The organism is Streptomyces sp. NPDC088745, assembly GCF_044751045.1.
In the GTDB taxonomy this organism is placed as follows: Bacteria; Actinomycetota; Actinomycetes; order Streptomycetales; family Streptomycetaceae; genus Streptomyces; species Streptomyces cremeus.
Genome location: NZ_JBIVLB010000001.1, coordinates 142578 through 165056 on the forward strand (window position 1 = coordinate 142578; position 22479 = coordinate 165056).

The following is a 22479-nucleotide window of genomic DNA, read 5'->3' on the forward strand; positions in this document are numbered from 1 at the left end:
GCCCCCGTTGGGGGTGACGTTGTAAGCACCCGGCGGGCGCCCCTGGGCGGGGGGCCCGCCGGCCCCGGTCGGCGGCTGGGGGGGGGGGGGTGGGCCCCCCCCCGCCCCTCCTGCCACCGCCTACTTCGCCGGCACGAAGGCCAGCGCCAGGAACTTCCTGGACGACGACGGGTCAGCGCTGATCAGTTGGGTGCCCATGTACAGGCGGCCCTTGTGGAACTTGACCTCTTCCAGCTTGATCGTCATGCTCTGCTCCGCGTCCCGCACCGCGCGGTCGGCCGGGTTGTCCAGCAGCACGGTCTGCTTGCCGGAGCCGCCGTCGATGCTGGCGACCTGACCGCCCTTGTCGTACGGCGGGAACTTGTAGACGAGCAGGTTTCCGCCGTCCATCCGCAGCGGCACCATCGTGTACCGCTCGCCCGACGCGAAGTTGTCGGTGGTGGGCTTGCCGGTGGCGAGGTCGAAGGAGACGATCTCGTTGGTGCGGCCGGTCTCGGCCTGGCCCTTGTGCTCGACGGTGGACAGGTAGACGCGGCCGTTGCCGACGGCGATCTTGGTGCAGTTGCCGACGTCGTCCAGGTCGCACTCGATGGTGAACTTCGAGCTGTCCACGCCGATCTGGGCACGCTGCTTGCCGGTCTTCTCGTCGATCGAGAAGAGGTGGCTCATGCGGGTCTTGTACTCGCCCGACTCACCGACGTTGGCGCCGACGACCAGCGGCTTGGTGGAGACCACCGAGACGTACTTGGACGCCGCCGGCATCTTGAAGGTGCTGATCGGCGCACCGGTCGCGGTGTTGAGGTTCTGGATGAGGTACGACTGGTCGTCGAAGTTGCCGCACTGGCGGACCGCGATCAGGTTGGCGCCGCCCGCGTAGCCGACGTCGTTGCACTGGTCGGCGGAGGCCTTGGGGGCCCACCGCACCGCGCCGTCGGCCAGGGCGAGGCCGCCGCCGCCGGACACGCCGGCCGCGGCCACCGTGTCGCCGGAGATGGTGACCATCTCCAGGCGCTCCTTGCGGTCGCCCTCCGGGAAGCTCTTCTGCCAGAGCAGCTTGCCCGCGTTGAGGTCGATCAGGCCGACCTCGGTGCAGGAGGCGATCTTCTCGCCGGGCTGCTTCTTGCCCTGGAAGACGATCGCGGCCTTGTTGTCCGGGGTGACCTGGAGGGAGCCGCCGCAGGGCGAGCCGTCGAGCGGGAGCTTCCACTTCTCGGTGCCGTTCACCGGGTCGTACCCGATGACGCTGTCCACGGCGCTCTTGGCGTACACCGTGTCGGTCGCCCAGGAGCCGCGGACGGTGGTGATCTCCTTGACGACCGGCAGCGGGACCTGGAAGCCGACCTTCGCCGTGGTGACCGGCGGGGCCTGCTCCTTGCCCGCGCCGTCCGGGGCCTTGGGGGAGTCGCCGCCCTTCGCACCGCCGCCGCCGGTGGAGTTGCCCGCGACGTCCTCGGGCTCGTCGCCGCTGGTGGCCTTGTAGACGACGCCGACGGCGACGATCACGACGACGGCGACGACCGCCGCGATGATGATCTTGAGCTGGTTGGACAGGCCGCCGCCGTTGCCGCTGCCGCCCTGGACGACCGCGCCCGGGGCCGGGCCCTGGGGCGGATGCATGCTGTACGAGGCGGGCTGGCCGGGCTGCTGGCCGGGGTAGCCGTAGCCGGGCTGCTGCTGGCCGCCGTACGGGTTCGGCTGGGGCTGGCCGGGCTGTCCCGGGTAGCCGTAACCGGCCGGCGGAGCCTGCGGGGGCCGGCCCGGAGCGGCCGGCGGCGGCGCGGGAGCGCCCTGCGGGGGCTGGCCGGGGGACTGGGGGTAGCCGTAGGCGGGCTGGCCGGGCTGCTGGCCCGGCGGGGGCGGGGTGGGTGCGCCGAAGCCGCCGGCCGGCGGCGGGACGGGGGCACCGAAACCGCCCGCGGGCGGCGGGGTCGGGGCGCCGAAGCCCTCCGCCACGGTGGGCGGCGGCGACTGCGGCGGCGTGTCCTGCGGGGCGGGCCGGTGGCCCGGCTCGGGGGACTTGCCGAACGGGGAGGGCTGCGGTGCCCCCTCCCCGTTCTGCGGGGGCTGGTTGGGCGGTTGCGTCATGGTGGTTCTACCTCTGGGCCGGTGGGGACGAAGGGGGGTGGCAGGTCGAAGGCGCGCGGGCCTTCACACGTCGTGGCGGGCGCGGGCCCCGGACGTCGGGAGGGGTACGGGCTCCCGGACGCCGGGACGGGCGCGAACCCTCGGACGCCGGGACGGGCGCGGGGCGGGGCCGGCCGCGAGGGGCCGCGCTCCCGCCCCGCGCAGCTCAGTTGCCGAAGGCCAGAATGGCCTGCGGCTTCTCGTCGTCCTTGCCGGAGATCCGGTCGGAGGACATGAACAGCCGGCCGCCCTCGTAGGCGATCCGCTTGGAGAACATGGTCCGCTCGATCGCCGACACCGACGCCGGGTGCCTGAGCACGGGAGCCGGGCTGCCGCCCGCCACCGGGACCTTCACCAGGCCGCCGGCCTTGTCGTACGACGGCTCGGTGTACGCGAAGACGCTGCCGTTCTCGACCTTCAGCGGCGTCATCGCGACGCCGTCGCCCTTCGAGGTCCACTTCCGCTTGCCGGTGCTGACGTCGTAGGCGCGGATCTCGTTGCTGCGGCCGGAGCCGAGGCCGCTGCCGGACTTGGGCTCGCTCGACACGTACAGGGTGTTCTGGTCGGCGGCGACGCCCGAGCAGTCCTGGAGGCCGGACTTCAGGATGGCCCAGCCGCACTGGAGGTCGGGCAGCTCCTCACCCACGGCGAGCTGCGCGCCCAGCGTCCCGTTCGGCTTGATGAAGGAGATGTTGCCCGCCTCCTTCTTGCCCTTCTCCAGGTAGAGCACGATCGGGTCGACCGACAGGACGCGCTTGATGGTCCACTTCGGATCGACCTTCCAGGCCCACTTGGTCCTGCCGGTGACCGGGTCGATCTCGCTGAGCTGCGAGGTGGCCTGGTCGGGCTTTCCGCAGGCGTCGACCGTGAGCATCTTGGCCGCGGAGGAGGCGAACCCGTCCCTGCGGCACCCGGCGGTCCGCACGTCGCCGAAGAGCTTCGAGCCGTCGCTGATCCGGAAGGCGCTGGGGAAGGTGCGCTCGGCCACGACCGTGTCGCCGGAGACCACGAGGTCCTCGACGTCGCCGTCGAAGAGGTTCTCCTTCGCGACCTCCTTGCGCCACCCGGCCTTGCCGGTCTTCAGGTCGACCTGCTGGAGCTGGTTGCAGTCGCCGCTCTCGCCGTTGGTCTTCTTGACCCCGATGACGATCTTGTCGTCCTTGCCGACCGTCTTCGGCGCGACGCACACCTCGGTCGGGAACGGCAGCTCCCAGCGCTTCTTGCCGTCGGCCGCCCCGTACGCCGTCATCTTCTTGTAGTACGTGTGGATGACGGTGTCGCCGACGAACCACATCGGCATCACCTTCCCGCCGCCGCTCGGCAGGTCGACGTCGTTGGCGTGGTTCCACAGGACCTTGGAGTCGCCGGGCTGGCGGCCCGCGTTGAGGTCCGCGCCCCCGTCGCGGCCCGGGGCGTCGCCGCCGTTGCCCTTGCCGTCGCCCTTGTCGACGCTGGGGGCGGCGGAGGGGTCGGCCGCGCCGGTGGGCTTGGCGACGGGTTCCTCCTCGCCCCCGGAGACCAGGTAGACGCCGCCCGCGATGACGATCAGGGCGGCCACGGCCGCGCCGACGATCAGCATCAGCTTCTGCTTGTTCTGCGGGCCACCGCCGCCGCCCGGACCGGGCGCGCCCGGGTAGCCGGGAGGCTGCTGCGGCGGCTGGCCGGGGTAGCCGTAGCCGGGCTGGGGCTGCTGGCCGTACGGATTCGGCTGGCCGGGCTGGCCGGGGTAGCCGTAGCCCTGCGTCGGCTGCGTCGCGTACGGATTCTCCGCGGCCGGCGGCGGCGTCTGCGGGTAGCCGTAACCGGGCTGGACGCCGGGGGGCGGACCCTGCGGCGGCTGCGGCGCGCCGGACGGCGGTCCCGGAGGCGGGCCCTGCGGAGCCCCGGCGGGCGGGGTCTGCGGGTCCTGCGGTGCGCCGAAGCCCCCCTGCGGCGGCTGGTTGGGCGGCTGAGACATCAGCACTTACCTCTTCACACGGGTGTCCCGCCGCCCGGTCGGTCTCCCCCGCGATTCCGGGCGGTCAAACCCCCCGGAAAGGAGCGAATCGGGCTTGGGTCCCGTAGATCTACGACAGTCGAGCGGGGCTTCTTTCTATCACCGGAGTCACCTCGAACAAGGGGCCGGTCCGCCCCTGTTCCCAAGGGAGGACCGGCCTGTGATGCGCTCGTTATGAGGTCTGTACGTCTTCTCTACGACCGGCCCGGACCCCGGAACCACCTGACGGAATGCCAGATTTCGGGACCCCGCGGACCCGGCGGCTCAGGCGTCCTCGGCCAGCTCCAGCCAGCGCATCTCCAACTCGTCGCGCTCGCCGATCAGTTTGCGCAGCTCGGCGTCGAGCTCGGCGACCTTGCCGAAGTCGGTGGCGTTGTCGGCGATCTGCGCGTGCAGCACGGTCTCCCGCTCGGACATCTTGCTGAGCTGCCGCTCGATCCGCTGGAGTTCCTTCTTGGCGGCCCGCTGGTCGCCGGAGGACTTCTCCGGCTTCGCGGCGGACGCGGCCACCGGGGCGGGGGCCGCGGCGACGGCGGCCGCGACGACCTGCCGGCGGCGCTCCAGGTACTCGTCGAGGCCGCGCGGCAGGTTGCGCAGGGTGGCGTCGCCGAGCAGCGCGAACACCTTGTCGGTGGTGCGCTCGATGAAGAACCGGTCGTGCGAGATCACGACCATGGACCCGGGCCAGCCGTCGAGGAGGTCTTCGAGCTGGGTGAGGGTCTCGATGTCGAGGTCGTTGGTGGGCTCGTCGAGGAAGAGGACGTTCGGCTCGTCCATGAGGAGGCGCAGGATCTGCAGCCGACGGCGCTCACCGCCGGAGAGGTCGCCGACCGGCGTCCACTGCTTCTCCTTGGTGAAGCCGAACTGCTCGCAGAGCTGCCCGGCGGTCATCTCCCGGCCCTTGCCGAGGTCGACGCGGTCGCGGACCTTCTGCACGGCCTCCAGCACGCGCAGGTTCGGGTCGAGCTCGCCGACCTCCTGGGAGAGGTACGCCAGCCTGACGGTCTTGCCGACGACGATCCTCCCGGCCGCGGGCTGCGCGTCGCCCTGGGTGCGGGCGGCCTCGGCGAGGGCGCGCAGCAGGGAGGTCTTGCCCGCGCCGTTGACACCGACCAGGCCGACGCGGTCGCCGGGGCCGAGCTGCCAGGTGAGGTGCTTCAGGAGGACCTTGGGGCCGGCCTGGATCGTCACGTCCTCCAGGTCGAAGACGGTCTTGCCGAGGCGGGCGTTGGCGAACTTCATCAGCTCGCTGGTGTCGCGGGGCGGCGGCACGTCGGCGATCAGCTCGTTCGCCGCCTCGATGCGGTAGCGGGGCTTGGAGGTGCGGGCGGGGGCGCCGCGCCGCAGCCAGGCCAGCTCCTTGCGCATCAGGTTCTGTCGCTTCGTCTCCTCGGTGGCGGCGATGCGCTCGCGCTCGGCGCGGGCGAAGACGTAGTCGCTGTAGCCGCCCTCGTACTCGTGGACGGCCCCCCGCTGCACGTCCCACATGCGGGTGCACACCTGGTCGAGGAACCAGCGGTCGTGGGTCACGCAGACGAGCGCGGACCGGCGCGACTGGAGGTGCTTGGCGAGCCAGCTGATGCCCTCGACGTCGAGGTGGTTGGTGGGCTCGTCGAGGACGATGAGGTCCTGGTCGGCGATGAGCAGCTTCGCGAGCGCGATGCGCCGGCGCTCGCCGCCGGACAGCGGACCGATGACGGTGTCCAGGCCCTGCCCGAAGCCGGGGAGGTCGAGACCGCCGAAGAGTCCGGTCAGTACGTCGCGGATCTTGGCGCTGCCCGCCCACTCGTGGTCGGCCATGTCGCCGATGACCTCGTGGCGGACGGTGGCGGCGGGGTCCAGGGAGTCGTGCTGGGTGAGCACGCCCAGCCGCAGGCCGCCGACGTGGGTGACGCGGCCGGAGTCGGCCTCCTCCAACTGGGCGAGCATGCGGATCAGGGTGGTCTTGCCGTCGCCGTTGCGGCCGACGACGCCGATCCGGTCGCCCTCCGAGACGCCGAGGGAGACGCCGTCGAGCAGGGCGCGGGTGCCGTACACCTTGCTGACTGCCTCGACATTGACCAGGTTGACGGCCATGAGTGGGTGCTCCAGGGGGCGGGGACGGATAGACCTCCCAGCCTAGTCGGCACGGGGAGGTGCCCCGGGGAGCGGGGGCGGAGGCCGTGGCCGGGCGGGGGCGGAGGGCGCCCGGGGGGCTGTGGCGGCGGCGCGGGGAGCGGGGGCGGGAGTGCCGGACAGGGACACCCGAACGGGCGTATCGAAGGCTCCCCGGCAGGCCGGAGCCGCCCGCCGGCGTTCTGCTGGTTCCGTACCCCCGGTACCGACCCAGAGGCAGGACGTCATGCACACCTCCACCTCCACATCCCGTACCGCCGCCGCCACCGCCGCCGCAGCCCTGCTGCTGGCCCTCGGCGCGGGCGGCGGGGCCGCGTACGCGCTCGACTCCCCCACCGACCCCGGTGAACTGACCGTCATCGACACCTCCGAGGGCAAGGCCCTCGCGGACAAGGACGGCAACGCCCTCTACGCCTGGGCGGGCGACGAGAAGGACAAGTCCCACTGCACCGGCGACTGCGCCAAGACCTGGCCCGCCGCGACCGGTTACCCGACCAAGTCGTCGGACGTCACCGGGGAGACGAACCAGATCGACCTCGCGGGCAGCGACAAGAAGCAGGTCGTGCTGGACGAGAAGCCGCTGTACTACTTCAAGGACGACGCCAAACCCGGCGACACCAAGGGCAACGGCGTCAAGGGCCCCGACGGCAAGGTCTGGAGCCTGGTCGGCCCGGACGGCAGGGCCCTCGCCGCGGCCGCCGCCGTACCGGACGCCGGCGACTCCCCCTCCGCCGAGGCGAGCGCCTCGCCCTCGGACGCGGCGTCGGCGTCGGCCTCCGCGTCGGCATCGGCTTCGGCTTCGGCTTCGGCTTCGGCTTCGGCTTCCGAGTCCGCCTCGGCGTCTGCCTCCGAGTCCACGTCGGCTTCGGCGTCTGCTTCGGCTTCGGCAAGCCCGAGCGAGAGCGCCACGGGCACGGCCGAGCCGACCGCTCCCGTCGCCCCGGTCGTCCCGGGCGAGACCACCAAGCCGGGCAAGCCGACGCAGCCGGACCGGGCGACGCCGTCCGGCGCGGTCAAGGCGGGCGCGGAGGTCGCCGACCGGGACGACGGCGCGACCGGCGCCCTGCTCGGCCTCAGCGCCGCGACGGCGCTCGCGGCGGCCGGCGCGGTGTACGGCGTACGACGCAGGAACGCGGGCCGGCACTGACCCCCACCGGCCCGGTCCGGGGCGGGGGCCGCGAAGCCCCCGCCCCGCTCCCCAGGGGCTCCCACGAGCGCTAGAGCACCACGGCGCCCGGCGCCGGCGCCACCGCCACCCGGGCGGCCACGCACGTCCCCGACGCCAGCAGCGCCTGCGCGACGCGGTGCGCGCCCTCGGCGTCCTTCGCCAGGAAGGCGGTCGTCGGCCCGGAGCCGGACACCAGTGCGGCCAGGGCCCCGGCCCGCGTCCCCTGCGCGAGGGTCTCGGCGAGGGAGGGGCGCAGGGAGAGGGCCGCGGCCTGGAGGTCGTTGCTCAGGCCCGCCGCGAGCGCGGCCGTGTCGCCGGTGCGGAGCGCCGTCAGCAGGGCCGCGGAGGCCGCCGGCTCCGGGACCTCGGTCCCGGCGGTGAGCCGGTCGAACTCCCCGTACACGGCCGGTGTCGACAATCCGCCGTCCGCGACCGCGAACACCCAGTGGAACTCCCCGCCCACCTCCAGCGGCGTGAGCTGTTCGCCCCGCCCGACGCCGAGGGCCGCTCCGCCGACGTACGAGAAGGGCACGTCGCTCCCCAGCCCGGCGCAGATCGCCAGGAGCTGTTCGCGCGGCGTTCTCGTCCCCCACAGCACGTCGCACGCCAGCAGCGCGCCCGCCGCGTCCGCGCTGCCGCCCGCCATGCCGCCCGCGACGGGGATGTCCTTGTCGATGTGCAGGTGCACGTCGGGGGCGAGGCCGTGCAGCTCGGCGAGGGCGATCGCGGCCCGGGCGGCGAGGTTCGTCCGGTCGAGCGGCACGTACTGCGAACCGGGTCCGCTGCACGTGACGCGCAGTTCCCGCGCCGGGGCCGCCGTCACCTCGTCGTACAGCCCCACGGCGAGGAACACGTTCGCGAGCGGATGGAAGCCGTCGCCCCGCACGCCGCCGACGGCCAGTTGCACGTTCACCTTGGCGGGCACCCGCACGGTGACCGTCATGCCTTGGCCTCCGCGATCCGCGCGAACTCCTCCACCGTCAGCGCCTCGCCGCGCGCCTGCGGCGAGATCCCGGCGGCGACGAGCGCAGCCTCGGCGGCGGCGGGCGACCCGGCCCAGCCGGCGAGCGCGGCGCGCAGCGTCTTGCGCCGCTGGGCGAAGGCGGCGTCGACGACCGCGAACACCTCCCGCCGGGTGGCGGTCGTCGCGACCGGCTGCGCCCGCTTCACCAGCGACACCAGCCCGGAGTCGACGTTCGGCGCGGGCCAGAACACGTTCCGCCCGATCGACCCGGCACGCTTGACGTCCGCGTACCAGTTGGCCTTGACGGACGGCACCCCGTACACCTTGTTGCCCGGCCTGGCGGCGAGCCGGTCGGCGACCTCCGCCTGCACCATGACGAGCGTGCGCTCGATGGTGGGGAAGTGCTCCAGCATGTGCAGCAGGACGGGCACGGCCACGTTGTACGGGAGGTTGGCGACCAGCGCGGTCGGCTCGGCGGGGAGCTTCTCGACGAGCATGGCGTCCGAGTGCACGAGGTCGAACCGGCCGGCCCGCTCCGGCATCCGCGCCCGGACGGTGCTCGGCAGCGCCGCCGCAAGCACGTCGTCGATCTCGACGGCGACGACCCGGTCGGCCGCCTCAAGCAGGGCGAGCGTCAGCGAACCGAGCCCCGGCCCGACCTCGACCACGACGTCGTCGGGACGCACCTCGGCGGTGCGGACGATGCGGCGGACGGTGTTGGCGTCGATGACGAAGTTCTGCCCGCGCTGCTTGGTGGGGCGCACGCCGAGGACTTCGGCCAGCTCGCGAATGTCTGCGGGCCCGAGGAGGGCGTGCTCCGGGGGCGCGGGGGGTTCAGGGGTGCTCACCGCACCAGCGTAAAGGGGCCGGCCGCCCGGGACGGCCCCCGCCGGTCCGCTACAGCCTGCGGCCGCAGTGCGGCCAGGGGCTCGCGCCCCGCTGGACGTAGAGCTTCTTCGCGCGGAAGGTCTGTTCGGCCGCCGGAGCCTCGTGCGCGGCACCCGTTCCGCCCAGGGACTGCCACGTCTGGCGGTCGAACTGGTACAGCCCGCCGTACGTCCCGGTCGGGTCGGTGGCGTTCGCCCGTCCGCCCGACTCGCACTGCGCCAGCCCGTCCCAGTTGAGCCCGTCCGCGCCCGCCACCGACGACGGCATCGTCTTGGTGCCGACCCGGATCACCTGGTCGACGGGCTCCCGGGCGATTTCCTCCGAGAGCCTCTTCGGCTTCTGCTTGACCCCGTTGACCGTCCTCAGGACGTACGTGACCCGGCGCGACCCCTTCACCCCGGCCCGCTCGACCTCCTCGGTGCCCTTGAAGAGCGAGGCGTCGTTCCTGCGGATCACCCTGAAGTCGATGGGCTCCTCGCGGACCTCCTTGCTGCCGGTGATCCGCATGACGGTGACGGTCTGCCCGTCGCGGGGGAAGCTGTCCAGGGGGACGGACAGGGTGTCCTCCGCGCCCAGGGTGATCCCGGCCTCGCCGACCGCCTCCTCGACGGTGGCCGCGTTGGTGCGGATGGTGTGCTCGCGTCCGTCGGCCATCACCGTCAGGGTCCGTTCCGTGCGGACGTCGAGCGTGAGGCCCTTGCGGCCGATGGCCGACGACCGGGACGCCGACAGGTAGGCGCCCTCCGCCCGCACCCCGAACTGCTTGAGGGCCCCGCCGACGGTCTGCGCCGTCGTCCACACCTGCCGCCGCCGGCCGTCGAGGGTGAGCACGACGGGCCGGCCGTAGCGCACGACGACCTCGTCGCCGCTGGCGAGCGCCTGCCCGGGGCCGGGGGCCACCAGGTCGTGCTCGCCGATGTGGACGCCCTCCTGCTCCAGGAGTTCGGTGACGTCGTCGGCGAAGGTGTGCAGGGTGCGCGGCGCGCCGTCGACGCTCAGCTCGATGGCCTTGTCGTTGGCGACGAAGGCGGAGGTGCCGCCCGCGAGGAACGCCACGACCAGCGCCTGCGGCACCAGCTTGCGGAGGGTGTCGGGCTTCTCCGCCCCCGGTACGGCCGCCGTGCCGCCCCTGCGCCGACGGGCCGTCCGCCGGCCGTCGCCGTCGCTGTCGCCGCCGGGGCGGCCGTCCTGGGGCCCGGCGGGCAGGGGGTGCTGCCGTGGCAGGAGCGGCTCGTCGGTGGCGACGGCGGACGGGGCGAGGTCGTAGAGGCCGAGTGCGGGGCCGGACGCGGGGGCGGGGTTGCCGGCGTACTGCGCCGTGTACGTGTCGTACGCACCCGGCGTCTCTGGCGGGTATACGGCGTACGGGTTCCGCACGGCGGTGGCGTGATGTCCGTACGGGTCGTGCGGGTCGTGCACGGCGGTCGCATGACGTCCGTACGGGTCGTGCGGGTCGTGCACGGCGTGCGCGTCAGAGGCGACTGCTGAGTCCTGCTGCCCGGTGTCGTACCCGTTTTCCGCACCCTGCCGACCGGCGTCGTACGCCGTATAAGAGGCCGCCGTATACGAAGCCGCCGCGTACGAAGCCTCCCCGTACCCGGGCCCCCCGAACGGCCCAGTCCCGTACGCCGCCCCGTCGTACCCGGCGGCGTACGGCTGCGGCTCGTACGACGTCCCGTACTGCGCCTCGTACGACAGCGCACCACCCTGCGTATTGCTCACGTCGCTCCCGGTCCGCGCGAATCCGCCCGACGGGCAGACCGGTGTCCCGGCCTGCCACTGCTGCGGGCCGGGACACTAGCGGAGCGGCCGTCACTCTCCAAAGCGGCGCGGCTACGCAGGGTCGCGCGACGAACTCCCGTGCGAAGCGGGCGGAGCCCGGGCTCAGTAGCCGAACGCGCGTGCCGTGTTGGCGGCGATCGCGGTCGCCATGGCGTCCTCGTCGACGCCCTTGACGGCGGCCATCGCGCGCACCGTGATCGGGATCAGGTACGGGGCGTTGGGCCGCCCGCGGTAGGGGGCGGGGGTCAGGAACGGCGCGTCGGTCTCGACCAGCACCCGGTCCAGGGGGGCGACGGCGAGCGCGTCGCGCAGCGGCTGGGCGTTCTTGAAGGTGACGGTGCCGGCGAAGGACAGGTAGTAGCCCTCGGCCGCGCAGATCCGTGCCATGTCGGCGTCGCCCGAGTAGCAGTGGAAGACGGTGCGCTCGGGGGCGCCCTCCTCGTCCAGGACCCGCAGGACGTCCGCGTGGGCGTCCCGGTCGTGGATGACCAGGGCCTTGCCGTGCCGCTTGGCCATCTCGATGTGGGCGCGGAAGGAACGCTCCTGCGCGGCCTTGCCCTCCGGTCCCGTACGGAAGAAGTCGAGGCCGGTCTCGCCGACGCCCAGTACGTGCGGGAGGGCGGCGAGCCGGTCGATCTCGGCGAGCGCGTCGTCGAGGGCGGCCTCGCCGCCGCCGGGGCGGGCCCCCTGGCGGGACCAGCCGTCGGGGTCGCCGAGGACGATGCGCGGGGCCTCGTTGGGGTGCAGGGCGACGGCTGCGTGGATGTCGTCGTACGCCGCCGCGGTCTCGGCGGCCCACTGGGAGCCCTTCACGTCGCAGCCCACCTGCACCAGGGTGGTCACTCCGACGGAGGCGGCCGTGGCGAGGGCCTGCTCGACGGTGGTGTCCTGCATGTCCAGGTGGGTGTGCGAGTCGGCGACCGGCACGCGGAGGGGCTCGGGTGCGGGCGGTGCTGTCTTCTTGTCGACATTGTCGCCGACAGGGCGGGGGCTCATGCGGTCGATCCTACGAAAGCGCCGCCCGGCCCCGGCCCGTGCGTCCGTTACGGCTGCTTGCGGTGGAAGGGGTGCAGCAGGTCGGCGAGGTGCCAGTGGTGCGGCTCGCGCGGCTGGGGCGCGCCGGCGGCCGCGGACTCCGCGGGAACGGGTCCGGCGGCGGAGACCGTCTCCGCGTTGCGCCGCTGGAGGTCCTGGACCGAGGACACCTGGCCGGAACGCATGATGCGCACCACGGTGCCGCCGCAGTTGAGGCAGGAGGGGCGGGACAGCGGGGAGGGCACGCGCTCCCCGTCGGCGCGGTAGACGACGAAGGGGTGACCGGAGCCGTCCGTGTGGTGCTCTATCTCGTACGCCTGCTCCCAGCCGTGCCCGCACTTCATGCAGGCGAAGGCGTACGCCTCCCGGACCGCCCCATGTGCCGCGTCGTGCGTCGTGCCCCGTGCGGTGCCCTGCATGGTGCCCTGCGCCGTGCTGCTGCCGGCTGCGCCCTGCGCGATCTCGCTCATGCCAGCTCCTTTCCACTCACCTCCAGTGGACGCCTTTTCGGGCACAAGCGCGACAGACCTGTCAAAACGTGGAGAGCATTTGGCGTCCGCCCGAGAAAGTTGGCTTATGCACGGGATTCGCTTTGCCTTTCAGGGCTTTCCTTTGCCTTCGCCCGCCCCCGCGGCCTGCGAACGAGCCGCGTTCTTTGCCGCGACGACCGCATCGAACACCTCCCGCTTGGGCAGTCCCGCCTCGGCCGCAACGGCGGCGATGGCCTCCTTGCGCCGCTCCCCCGCCTCCTCGCGCACCTGCACCCGGCGCACCAGCTCCCCGGCGTCCAGCTCGGCCGGACCCGCCTCGGGCGCGCCCTCCACGACGACGGTGATCTCGCCGCGCACCCCCTCCGCGGCCCACTCCGCGAGCTCCTTGAGCGGCCCGCGCCTGACCTCCTCGTACGTCTTGGTCAGCTCGCGGCAGACGGCGGCCCGCCGGCCCTCGCCGAACACCTCGGCCATCGCGGCGAGGGTGTCGTCGAGCCGGTGCGGGGCCTCGAAGTACACGAGGGTGCGCCGCTCGTCGGCGACCTCCCGCAGCTTGCCCAGCCGCTCGCCCGCCTTCCTCGGCAGGAACCCCTCGAAGCAGAACCGGTCGACCGGCAGCCCGGACAGCGCGAGCGCGGTGAGCACGGCGGAGGGCCCCGGCACGGCGGTGATCCGCAGGTCCTTCTCGACGGCGGCCGCCACCAGCCGGTACCCGGGGTCGGACACCGACGGCATGCCGGCGTCCGTCACCAGCAGCACGCGCGCGCCGCCCTCCAGGGCCTCGACCAGCTCGGGCGTGCGCGCCGACTCGTTGCCCTCGAAGTACGACACGACCCGCCCGGTGGTGAACACGCCGAGCGCCTGGGTCAGCCGCCGCAGCCGCCGGGTGTCCTCGGCGGCGATCACGTCGGCGGCCGTCAGCTCCTCGGCCAGCCGGGGCGGGGCGTCGGAGACGTCGCCGATGGGCGTCCCCGCGAGGACGAGCACCCCGGCGGAGGAGGCGGACGCGGGGGCGGGGGCGGCGGACGCGTGGGGTGCAGTCGATCCAGTCACGCCCCCATCCTCCCAGGGCCCGCCCCCGGCGGTGCCCGGCGTGCGTCTGCCCGCCGACCCGCCCGCACCGCGCCCGGCCTGACAGGCGACGCGCACAGCCCCGTTACCTACGATGGCGCGGTGACGAGTACTGCGCCCCCAGCCCAGCACGGACGGGCCCCGCACGAGGAGCCGCCCTCCTGGCAGCGAAGGCTGCGCCGGTTCGGCTACGCGCCCCGGACCACGACGGGGCTGCGCGAACGCCTGGTGCCGCCGTACGCCGTCATGCCCTACCGCGCGCACGTCTGGCAGTTCCTGCGGGTCTCCCCGGCCGTCTTCTACGCTGTACGGCGCACGCTGCCGTGGGTCGGCCCGCTGCTGGTCACCCTCCTCGCGGGCGTGCTGCGGTTCTGGAACCTCGGCAACCCAAAGGCGGTGATATTCGACGAGACGTACTACGCGAAGGACGCGTGGGCGCTGGTCCACCAGGGCTATGAGGGAAGCTGGCCCAAGGGCGTCGACAAATCGGTTCTGTCGTCTCCCGACGCGGTTCCGATCCCCACCGACCCCGGTTACGTCGTCCACCCCCCGGTGGGCAAGTGGCTGATCGGCTGGGGTGAACAGCTCTTCGGCTTCTCCCCCTTCGGCTGGCGCTTCGCGGTGGCGGTGCTCGGCACGCTCTCCGTCCTGCTCCTGTGCCGCATCGGCCGCCGCCTGTTCCGCTCGACCTTCCTGGGCTGCCTGGCGGGCCTGCTGCTGACCGTCGACGGCCTGCACTTCGTGATGAGCCGCACCGCGCTGCTCGACCAGGTGCTGATGTTCTTCGTGCTGGCGGCGTTCGGCTGCCTGCTGGTCGACCGCGACCGCAGCCGCCGGCGACTGGCCGAGGCGCTGCCGGTGGACGCGGACGGCGTCCTGCGCCCGTCGTCGGAGGTGGCCTCCCGGCTGCGGCTGGGCCCGCGCCCGTGGCGGCTGGCGGCCGGACTGTGCCTGGGCCTGGGCTTCGCGACGAAGTGGAGCGGCCTCTACACGCTGGTCGCCTTCTGCCTCCTCACCGTCCTGTGGGACGTGGCCGCGCGCCGTACCGCGGGGGCCCGCCGCCCGTACGCGGCGGTCCTGAAGCGGGACGTGCTCCCGGCCTTCGTCTCGACCGTCCCGGTGGCGGTGCTGACGTACATCGCCTCCTGGACGGGCTGGATCCTCACCTCGAAGGGGTACTTCCGGGACTGGGCGAAGGGCCGGGCCGGCCTGTCCCCCGACCACATCGGGCCGATCCCGCTCCCCCGGTTCGACATGACGTGGGTGCCGGAGTGGCTGCGCAGCCTGTGGCACTACGAGAGCGAGGTCTACACCTTCCACATCGGGCTGACCTCGGGCCACACCTACCAGTCCAACCCCTGGTCGTGGATCCTGGCCGGCCGTCCGGTCTCGTACTACTACGAGTCCCCGAAGCCGGGCGCCGCGGGCTGCCCGCGCACGGAGACGGAGAAGTGCGCGAGCGAGGTACTGGCCCTGGGCACCCCCCTCCTGTGGTGGGCGGCGGCCTTCGCGCTGCTGTACGTCCTGTGGCGCTGGTTCTTCCGCCGCGACTGGCGGGCGGGGGCGATCCTGGCCGGGGTGGCGGCGGGCTGGCTGCCCTGGTTCCTCTACCAGGAACGGACGATCTTCTACTTCTACGCGGTCGTGTTCGTCCCCTTCCTGTGCCTGGCGGTGGCGATGCTGATGGGGGCGGTGCTGGGCCGGCCGGGCGCGGACGAGCGACGCCGGGCGACGGGGGCGATCGGGGTCGGGGTCCTGGTGCTCCTCATCGCCTGGAACTTCATTTATTTCTGGCCGATCTACACGGGCCAGACGATCCCCATCGACGAGTGGCGGCAGCGGATGTGGCTCGACACGTGGATCTGACGGCGGGCGGCGATCGGCCCCCGCACGTCACCGACCGTATTCATTCCGAGAGACCCGGGAAGGAGTCACCGATGAGCGTCGAAGCGATCATGCACACCCAGTTCCCCGCCGGGCACACGGTCTTCTTCGGCATGGGCGGAGAGGTGATCACGACTCCGCGGAGCGAGGAGCATTCCAGCACGACTCCTGATCGCCGAGGTCGTCCCAGTCCCTTCGGCGCGCAAGGACTACGACGAACGCACCGCCGAGTACGGGCGCTGCGGCATCCCGGTCTGCGTGGTGGTCGACCCGTACGCCGCTAAGGCCGTCGTCCGCACCCGGCTACCACGCCGCTGACCGCCACTCGTACGGCACGGGCGAGCTGCCCATCGAGTTGGCCGACGGCCGCACCCGCACGCTCGACCCGGACGAGCTGCCCCGGGCCGGGGCGCAGGGGCCCTTGCGCCGGCCGTTGTCGCACCCCTGTACCAGTCCCGTAACGCAGTAGCACTCCTGTCACCCCGACCCCGTAGAGTCACTCCCCGACAACTCCGGGCAGCATTCCGCGCTCCCGGCGAGCTCCTGGGAGAGGACCGCGTCATGCGCAGCGGAGCCAAGGTCGCCGTCGTCGGCGGCGCGTTCGTCCTGGTCGCCGGTGGTGTCGGCTACGGCGGTTACAACCTGTACACCGGCCTCACCGGCGGCAGCGGCCCCGGCGGCTCGGGGCAGGGCGGGATCAACACCCAGAACGCGCCCGTCAGAACCGGTCCCCCGGCCCCCGAAGAGGTCCGGTCCGCCTCCGATGCCTTCTTCGCCGCCTGGGCCAAGGGCGAGCCCGGGACCGCCGCGCAGCTCACCAACAACGCGGCCGACGCCACCGCCGTCCTCGCCTCGTACGCCGACGAGGCCCACATATCGGGCCTGAAGATCACCCCCGGCACGGCGGTCGGCACGAAGGTCCCCTTCACCGTCACCGGCAAGGTGGGCACTGAGGACGCCGCCAAGCCCCTCTCGTACGAGAGCTCGCTGACCGTCGTACGCGGCAGGACGACCGGCAAGGCACTCGTCGACTGGCAGCCGACGGTCGTCCACCCCGAGCTGAGGAAGGGCGAGACGCTCAAGACGGGCACGGCGTCGGCGCCCCCCATCGAGGCCGTCGACCGCAACGGCAAGGTGCTGACCCGGGAGGACCACCCCTCCCTCGGCCCGGTCCTGGACCAGCTCCGCAAGAAGTACGGCGAGAAGGCCGACGGCAAGCCGGGGGTCGAGCTGTTCATCGAGCCCGCCGAGGCCGACCAGCCGACCCGCACTCTCCTCACGCTCTCCAAGGGCGTTCCGGGCAAGCTCAGGACGACCCTGGACGCGGGGGTGCAGGCGGCGGCGGAGAAGGCGGTCAAGCGGTTCGAGGGGGGCTCGGTCGTCGCGCTCAGCCGCCAGAGCGGCGCGATCCGGGCGATCGCGAGCAATCCCGCATCGGCGTTCAGCCCGGCCGTCAGCGGCACCAAGGCCCCCGGCTCCACGCTCAAGGTCATGACCGCCGCGATGTTCCTGGAGAAGGGCGTCCTGAACCCGGGCACGACCGTCGAATGCCCCCCGGACGTGACGTACGAAGGCCGCAAGATCAACAACCTCAACCACAAGGGTTACGGGAACATCCCCTTCTCCCGGGCCTTCGCCGTCTCCTGCAACAGCGCCTTCATCAAGCAGATCCGCAAGGTCGGCGACGACGGCGCGCTGCCCGCCTTCGCCGCGTCCCACTTCGGCATCGGCCCCGAGTGGCAGACCGGCATCAGCACCTTCGACGGCAAGATCCCGGCCGGCCAGGGCGGCGAGGCCGCGGCCCAGTACATCGGCCAGGGCCAGACCCAGTTCAACCCGCTGAACATCGCCTCCATCACCGCGACCGCCACCACCGGCACCTTCCGCCAGCCGTACGTGGTCCCCGCCGACCTCGACGGCCGCCCCTTCGCGAAGGCTCCCTCCAGCCTCTCCGCCGCCACCGTCCAGGGCATCCGCTCGATGATGCGCCTGACCGCGACCTCCGGCACGGCCGCCAAGGCGATGGCCTCCGTCGGCGGCGACAAGGGAGCGAAGACCGGTTCCGCCGAGCTCGACGGGCAGGAGGCGTCCGACAGTTGGTTCACGGGTTACGCGGGTGACCTGACGGCGGCGGCCATGGTCCTCAAGGGCGGCCACGGCGGCGACGCCGCCGGCCCGATCGTCGCGAGCGTCCTCAACGCCCGCTGAGACCCCGCGACATACCGGCTCATCACCCCCGGCCGCGCTCCGGCCACCCCCCGGGCCACCCCTCGGAACGCACTCGCCCGGCCCGCACGCGCAGCAGTAGCGTGCGGGCCATGAGCACTTCACCAACGCCTCCCGTTCACCCGCTGTTCGCCGAAGCCCTCCGGGAGATGGGGCTCGCCGGCCTGGAAGCCGAGGTGCGCCGCTTCCCGGACGCCACCCGCACGGCCGCTGAGGCCGCCGCCGCCATCGGCTGCGACACCAGCGAGATCGTCAAGTCCCTGGTCTTCGCGGCGGACGGCGCACCGGTCCTGGTCCTGATGGACGGCTCCTCGCGGGTCGACCTGGATCTCGTGCGTGCCGAACTCGGCGCGACCGCGGTCAAGCGCGCCGACGCCGACCTGGTGCGCGCCACCACCGGCTACGCGATCGGCGGCGTGCCCCCCTTCGGCCACCGCACCCGCACCACCGTCCTCGCCGACCGGGGCCTGCTCACCCACCCCCTGGTCTGGGCGGCCGCCGGAACCCCGCACTCCGTCTTCCCCATGGCCCCGAAGGACCTGATCGCCCACGCGGGGGCGGAACTCGTCGACGTACGCGAGGAAACCGCGTCGTGACCCCGCTCGTCATATCCGCCGTCCTGCTCGCCGCCGTCACGCACGCGAGCTGGAACGCCATCGCGCACCACATCAAGGACCAGCTCGTCTCCTTCACGCTGATCTCCGGCGGCGGCCTGCTCATCGGCCTGGTGATGGCCGCGTTCGTGCCCTTCCCCGCCGCCGCGGCGTGGCCGTTCCTGGCCCTCTCCGCCGCCCTGCACGTCGCGTACATGCTGCTGCTCATGCGCTCGTTCACGCTGGGCGACTTCGGGCAGATGTACCCGATCGCGCGCGGTACGGCGCCGCTCGCGGTGACCGCGCTCGCGGCGGTCTTCGCCGACGAGATCCCCACCGGGTGGCAGCTCGCTGGCGTGGCGGTGGCCTGCACGGGCCTGGTGGGCGTGGCGCTGTGGGGCATCCGGGGCTCGGGCAGGAAGCCCCAGTGGGCGGCGATCGGGGCGGCGTTGGCCACGGGTCTCGCGATCGCGCTCTACACCACGGTCGACGGCCTGGGCGTGCGCGCCTCGGGCACCTCGCTCGGTTACGTCGCCTGGCTGATGGTCCTGGAGGGCATCGCGATCCCGGTGTACGCGCTGTACCGGCGGCGCGGCCGGCTCGCCGCCCAGGTGCGCCCGTACGCGGTCCGCGGCTTCGCGGGCGCGGCCCTGTCGGTCGCGGCGTACGGCCTGGTCCTGTGGGCCCAGACCCGCGCGCCGCTCGCTCCGATCGCCGCGCTGCGCGAGTCGAGCATCATCGTGGGCGCGGCGATCGGCGCCATCTTCCTGAAGGAACGGTTCGGCGGCCCCCGGATCGCGGCGGCGGGCCTGATGGTGGTGGGCATCGGCCTGATGCTGCACACCAGTTGACCGGCGGGACCCGGCGACGGCTCCCGGGAGGCGCCGCAGGGGGCGCCGTTCCCGGATGTGGGCCGTTCAGGTTGAGGTTTGGTAAAGACTGCGGTCGCACCACATCCATTTGCCCTTCACCGGCGTCACACGTGCAGGCGGCCCCCTCATACGGCCCCCCTTTCAGGGCATTTGGAGCATTCACGGTGAAAACTGGAATCAAGGCGATCTGTCGCATAACGGCGACTCTCGTCACCGCCGGTTCGGTCATGACCGCCGGCGCGCTCGTCGCACCCGCCGCGCAGGCCGCACCGGCCGCGGCCCCCAAGGTGCCGTCGATCGTCGCCAAGGGCGGCTTCCTGATGGACAGCGCGTCCGGCCGCACGTACTTCTCGAAGGCCGGCGACACCCGGCTCTCCACCGGTTCCACGACGAAGATCATGACCGCTCAGGTGGTGCTCGCCACCAAGGGGCTGAACCTCGACACCAAGGTCACGATCCAGAAGGCGTACAGCGACTACATCGTCCGCAAGGGCGCCTCGTCGGCGCGGCTGATCGTCGGCGACAAGGTGTCCGTGCGCACGCTGCTGTACGGATTGATGCTGCCGTCGGGCTGCGACGCGGCGTACGCGCTGGCCGACAAGTTCGGCTCGGGCTCGACGCGGGACGCGCGGGTGAAGTCGTTCATCGGGAAGATGAACACGACCGCGAAGAACCTGGGGATGAAGAACACCAGGTTCGACTCCTTCGACGGCATCAGCAACGGGTCCAACTACTCGACCCCGCGCGACCTCGCGAAGCTCGCCACGGCGGCGCTGAAGAACGGCAGCTTCCGGGCGATCGTGAAGACGAAGTCCACCTCGCAGCGGACCACCACCAAGAACGGTGGCTACCGCACCATGCAGTGGACCAACACCAACAAGCTGCTGGGCAGCTACAACGGTGCGATCGGCGTGAAGACGGGTTCCGGCCAGCAGGCGAAGTACTGCCTGGTCTTCGCGGCGACGCGCGGCAAGCGGACGGTCGTCGGCGCGGTGCTGGCCTCCACCAACGAGGCGAACCGGACGGCGGACGCCAAGAAGATCATGGACTACGGCTTCAAGCGGTAGTTCCGGTACGGACACGGGCAGGGGCCGGCCTTCCGGGGCGGCCCCGGCAGTTCCGGTACGGACACGGGCAGGGGCCGTCCCTCGGGGCGGCCCCTGCGGCGTTCATCCCCGCGCCAGGCTCTCCTTGACCGCCGCGATCAGCGCGAGCGCGCGCGGGTCGGCGGTGACGCCCTTGCGGAGGCCGTTGGTGACGTAACCGAGGGCGATGCCCGACTCCGGGTCGGCGAAGCCGAGCGAGCCGCCCCGGCCGGGGTGCCCGAACGAGCCGGGGCCCAGCAGCGGGGAGGCCGACCCGTGCAACATGAAGCCCAGGCCGAAGCGGGTGTTGACGACCAGCACGCGGTCCGGACCCGCGGATTCCTCGGTACGGGCGAGGGTGAGCGTCGCCGGGGCGAAGAGCCGGGGTCCGTCGTCGACGGGGCCGATCATCGCCGCGTAGCAGCGGGCGAGGGCGCGGGCGGTGGAGATGGCGCCGGAGGCGGGGAGTTCGGCGGCGCGGTAGGCGGGGTCGTTCTCGTCCGGGAGCGGGTCGATGGCCCCGAAGGCACGCCGGGTGAGGGAACGGGGGTCGGCGTACGCCTCGCTGACGGCCCGCTTGGGGCGGAGCCTGAGGCCGGAGGCGGACGGCGGCTCCTCGACGGGCCCGAGCCGGCCTACCCGGTGGGCCTCCTCCCTCGGCAGCCCGATCCAGAAGTCGAGCCCGAGCGGACGGGCGATCTCCTCCGCCACCCAGCGGCCGATGGTGCGCCCGGTGACCCGGCGGACCAGCTCGGCGACGAGGAAGCTGTACGTCTGCGCGTGGTACCCGTGGTCGGCGCCGGGCTCCCACACCGGGGCCTGGGCGGCGACCGCCCGCGCCCCGGACTCGCCGTCGCAGGCCTCGGCGGCGGTCAGCGGCCGGTCCAGCACCGGGAGCCCCGCCCGGTGCGAGAGCAGGTGACGTACGAGGACCCGCTCCTTGCCCGCGGCCTTGAACTCGGGCCAGTACGTGCTCACCGGCGCGTCGAGGTCGATCTGCCCCCGCTGGTGGAGGAGCAGCGGAACGGCCGCGGCTATGCCCTTGCCGGCGGAGCGGACGACCTGGGCGGTGTCGAGGGCCCAGGGGACGCCGCCGTCGACGTCGCGGGTGCCGCCCCAGAGGTCGGCGACCTTGCGGCCGTGGAGGTAGACGGCGACGGCGGCCCCGCAGTCGCCGCGGGTGTGGAAGTTGCGGAGGAAGGCTTCCCTGACGGGCTCGAAGGCGGGGGCGACTGAGCCTTGGACGTCCACGCGAGGGCTCCGCTTCCTGGGTGCTGGGGGACGGGGTCGGGGTGGTGCTGACCACCATGGTGCCGGGTGGGGGACGACCGCCGCGGGCGGGGTGCCCTTGAGCGGCCGCACCGGCTCGTAGGGGCGCGTCGGGGGCGCGTGTTGGGGGCGCACGGGGAACGGGCAGGGAGTACGCGAGCGCAAATGTTTTCGGCCCGGCGTGACGTTATGGGACATTGAGTGTCTATTAATCGTGATTGCGAGTGTTGCGTACATACGAGGTGAGGAGGCGGGCATGTCCCGCACCGTTGAGGACCGCCCCCTCGGGGGCTCCGACGCCGAGAGCGCCGCCGCCGGGGCCACGGCCGCCGAGAGCCCGGCCGGACGCCCCGCCGAGGCGCGGCCCCCCGCGGAGGCCCGCCTGCGCGCGAACCTCGTCACCGACGCACCGGTCCCCACCTGCCTGCCGGTCGTCCTGCGGTACGCCCCGGCGGGCGACCGGCGCGATGTGAGCATCGAGCTGCCGGTGCCGGGCCCGCCGGGCGGCACGGGCGGCCGCCCCACCTGGACCTTCCCGCGCGCATTGCTGGAGGCGGGGCTGCGCGCCCCGGCCGAGCAGGGTGACGTGCGCATCTGGCCGTGCGGGCGGGTGCAGGCGGTGCTGGAGCTGCACGCGGAGCAGGGGGTGCTGCTGGTGCAGTTGGACAGCGCGCCGCTGGTGCGCTTCCTGCGGCAGACGTACGCGTAGGCGTCCGCGCTTGACGCCGTGGGCGGTGTCGCGCGCGGCCTGCGGCGATACGGGCGGGGCCTGGTGGTGCCGGACGCGGCCTGCGGCTGTGCGGGCGGGGCCTGCCGGTACCGGACGCGGCCCGCGGTCGTGCGGGCGGGGCCTGCCGGTGCCGGACCCGAAGATCCAGTCGTACGAGTTGCCGCACCCCCCTGGCGCGGAAAGCAT

At 73.0% G+C, this 22479-nt stretch carries 17 protein-coding genes; 7 read left to right on the top strand and 10 right to left on the bottom strand.

Translation table 11 applies throughout. From position 1 onward, the window contains the following. Positions 1-120 precede the first annotated feature (120 nt). The 3 genes from ACIP93_RS00615 to ACIP93_RS00625 form a co-directional block, all read right to left on the bottom strand. On the bottom strand, positions 121-2085 hold the full coding sequence (locus ACIP93_RS00615; protein WP_401754128.1) for a PQQ-binding-like beta-propeller repeat protein: 1965 nt from the start codon (positions 2083-2085) through the stop codon (positions 121-123). A 205-nt stretch (positions 2086-2290) separates the two neighbouring features. Next, positions 2291-4081 carry a PQQ-binding-like beta-propeller repeat protein gene (locus ACIP93_RS00620; protein ID WP_345222088.1) on the bottom strand — a complete coding sequence of 597 codons (1791 nt, stop codon included), beginning with the start codon at positions 4079-4081 and terminating at the stop codon, positions 2291-2293. A 303-nt stretch (positions 4082-4384) separates the two neighbouring features. Further along, the gene (locus ACIP93_RS00625) at positions 4385-6196 is read right to left on the bottom strand and encodes an ABC-F family ATP-binding cassette domain-containing protein (protein WP_345222086.1); all 1812 of its coding nucleotides are present in this window, start codon (positions 6194-6196) and stop codon (positions 4385-4387) included. A 265-nt stretch (positions 6197-6461) separates the two neighbouring features. Here ACIP93_RS00625 and ACIP93_RS00630 point away from each other — a divergent pair, with 265 nt between their 5' ends. Next, positions 6462-7382 (top strand): hypothetical protein, encoded by a 921-nt coding sequence (locus tag ACIP93_RS00630; RefSeq protein ID WP_401754132.1) that lies wholly within the window; start codon positions 6462-6464, stop codon positions 7380-7382. A 70-nt stretch (positions 7383-7452) separates the two neighbouring features. Here the strand turns inward: ACIP93_RS00630 and ACIP93_RS00635 are convergent, their stop codons facing one another. The 6 genes from ACIP93_RS00635 to rsmI all read right to left on the bottom strand — a co-directional run bounded on the left by ACIP93_RS00635 (position 7453) and on the right by rsmI (position 13550). Then, positions 7453-8346 (bottom strand): 4-(cytidine 5'-diphospho)-2-C-methyl-D-erythritol kinase, encoded by an 894-nt coding sequence (locus tag ACIP93_RS00635; protein ID WP_345222081.1) that lies wholly within the window; start codon positions 8344-8346, stop codon positions 7453-7455. Then, positions 8343-9215: a 16S rRNA (adenine(1518)-N(6)/adenine(1519)-N(6))-dimethyltransferase RsmA gene (gene rsmA, locus ACIP93_RS00640; RefSeq protein ID WP_401754135.1), complete on the bottom strand. Its 873-nt coding sequence runs from the start codon at positions 9213-9215 to the stop codon at positions 8343-8345. Before rsmA ends, ACIP93_RS00635 begins: the two co-directional genes overlap by 4 nt. A gap of 49 nt (positions 9216-9264) precedes the next feature. Continuing rightward, a complete protein-coding gene (locus tag ACIP93_RS00645; protein ID WP_401755587.1) occupies positions 9265-10716 on the bottom strand; it encodes a ubiquitin-like domain-containing protein in 1452 nt (483 codons plus the stop codon). Positions 10717-11139: 423 nt separating this feature from the next. Next, positions 11140-12033, bottom strand: coding sequence for a TatD family hydrolase (locus ACIP93_RS00650; protein ID WP_401754138.1), 894 nt, complete (start codon positions 12031-12033; stop codon positions 11140-11142). Between the two features lie 47 nt (positions 12034-12080). Continuing rightward, a complete protein-coding gene (locus ACIP93_RS00655; RefSeq protein WP_401755590.1) occupies positions 12081-12491 on the bottom strand; it encodes a hypothetical protein in 411 nt (136 codons plus the stop codon). A 180-nt stretch (positions 12492-12671) separates the two neighbouring features. Beyond that, positions 12672-13550, bottom strand: coding sequence for a 16S rRNA (cytidine(1402)-2'-O)-methyltransferase (rsmI, locus tag ACIP93_RS00660; RefSeq protein ID WP_401755592.1), 879 nt, complete (start codon positions 13548-13550; stop codon positions 12672-12674). Positions 13551-13736: 186 nt separating this feature from the next. Here rsmI and ACIP93_RS00665 point away from each other — a divergent pair, with 186 nt between their 5' ends. The 5 genes from ACIP93_RS00665 to ACIP93_RS00685 all read left to right on the top strand — a co-directional run bounded on the left by ACIP93_RS00665 (position 13737) and on the right by ACIP93_RS00685 (position 20276). Then, a complete protein-coding gene (locus ACIP93_RS00665) occupies positions 13737-15500 on the top strand; it encodes a dolichyl-phosphate-mannose--protein mannosyltransferase (RefSeq protein ID WP_401754141.1) in 1764 nt (587 codons plus the stop codon). Between the two features lie 579 nt (positions 15501-16079). Then, the gene (locus ACIP93_RS00670; protein ID WP_401754144.1) at positions 16080-17726 is read left to right on the top strand and encodes a penicillin-binding transpeptidase domain-containing protein; all 1647 of its coding nucleotides are present in this window, start codon (positions 16080-16082) and stop codon (positions 17724-17726) included. A 110-nt stretch (positions 17727-17836) separates the two neighbouring features. Next, on the top strand, positions 17837-18340 hold the full coding sequence (locus ACIP93_RS00675) for a YbaK/EbsC family protein (protein ID WP_401754147.1): 504 nt from the start codon (positions 17837-17839) through the stop codon (positions 18338-18340). Beyond that, on the top strand, positions 18337-19188 hold the full coding sequence (locus ACIP93_RS00680; protein ID WP_401754150.1) for an EamA family transporter: 852 nt from the start codon (positions 18337-18339) through the stop codon (positions 19186-19188). The genes ACIP93_RS00675 and ACIP93_RS00680 overlap by 4 nt, the downstream gene beginning before the upstream one ends. Before the next feature lie 185 nt (positions 19189-19373). Then, positions 19374-20276: a D-alanyl-D-alanine carboxypeptidase family protein gene (locus tag ACIP93_RS00685; RefSeq protein ID WP_401754153.1), complete on the top strand. Its 903-nt coding sequence runs from the start codon at positions 19374-19376 to the stop codon at positions 20274-20276. A gap of 102 nt (positions 20277-20378) precedes the next feature. Here the strand turns inward: ACIP93_RS00685 and ACIP93_RS00690 are convergent, their stop codons facing one another. Further along, the gene (locus tag ACIP93_RS00690; protein WP_401754156.1) at positions 20379-21545 is read right to left on the bottom strand and encodes a serine hydrolase domain-containing protein; all 1167 of its coding nucleotides are present in this window, start codon (positions 21543-21545) and stop codon (positions 20379-20381) included. A 274-nt stretch (positions 21546-21819) separates the two neighbouring features. Here ACIP93_RS00690 and ACIP93_RS00695 point away from each other — a divergent pair, with 274 nt between their 5' ends. Next, positions 21820-22272 (top strand): SsgA family sporulation/cell division regulator, encoded by a 453-nt coding sequence (locus ACIP93_RS00695; RefSeq protein ID WP_345222056.1) that lies wholly within the window; start codon positions 21820-21822, stop codon positions 22270-22272. Positions 22273-22479 lie beyond the last annotated feature (207 nt).

Coding starts and splice junctions, on each gene's coding strand:
- ACIP93_RS00650 (WP_401754138.1), bottom strand. CDS start 12,033: ATGAGCCCCCGCCCTGTCGGCGACAATGTCGACAAGAAGACAGCACCG.
- ACIP93_RS00630 (WP_401754132.1), top strand. CDS start 6,462: ATGCACACCTCCACCTCCACATCCCGTACCGCCGCCGCCACCGCCGCC.
- ACIP93_RS00675 (WP_401754147.1), top strand. CDS start 17,837: ATGAGCACTTCACCAACGCCTCCCGTTCACCCGCTGTTCGCCGAAGCC.
- ACIP93_RS00695 (WP_345222056.1), top strand. CDS start 21,820: ATGTCCCGCACCGTTGAGGACCGCCCCCTCGGGGGCTCCGACGCCGAG.
- ACIP93_RS00620 (WP_345222088.1), bottom strand. CDS start 4,081: ATGTCTCAGCCGCCCAACCAGCCGCCGCAGGGGGGCTTCGGCGCACCG.
- ACIP93_RS00655 (WP_401755590.1), bottom strand. CDS start 12,491: ATGCAGGGCACCGCACGGGGCACGACGCACGACGCGGCACATGGGGCG.
- ACIP93_RS00635 (WP_345222081.1), bottom strand. CDS start 8,346: ATGACGGTCACCGTGCGGGTGCCCGCCAAGGTGAACGTGCAACTGGCC.
- ACIP93_RS00625 (WP_345222086.1), bottom strand. CDS start 6,196: ATGGCCGTCAACCTGGTCAATGTCGAGGCAGTCAGCAAGGTGTACGGC.
- ACIP93_RS00615 (WP_401754128.1), bottom strand. CDS start 2,085: ATGACGCAACCGCCCAACCAGCCCCCGCAGAACGGGGAGGGGGCACCG.
- ACIP93_RS00670 (WP_401754144.1), top strand. CDS start 16,080: ATGCGCAGCGGAGCCAAGGTCGCCGTCGTCGGCGGCGCGTTCGTCCTG.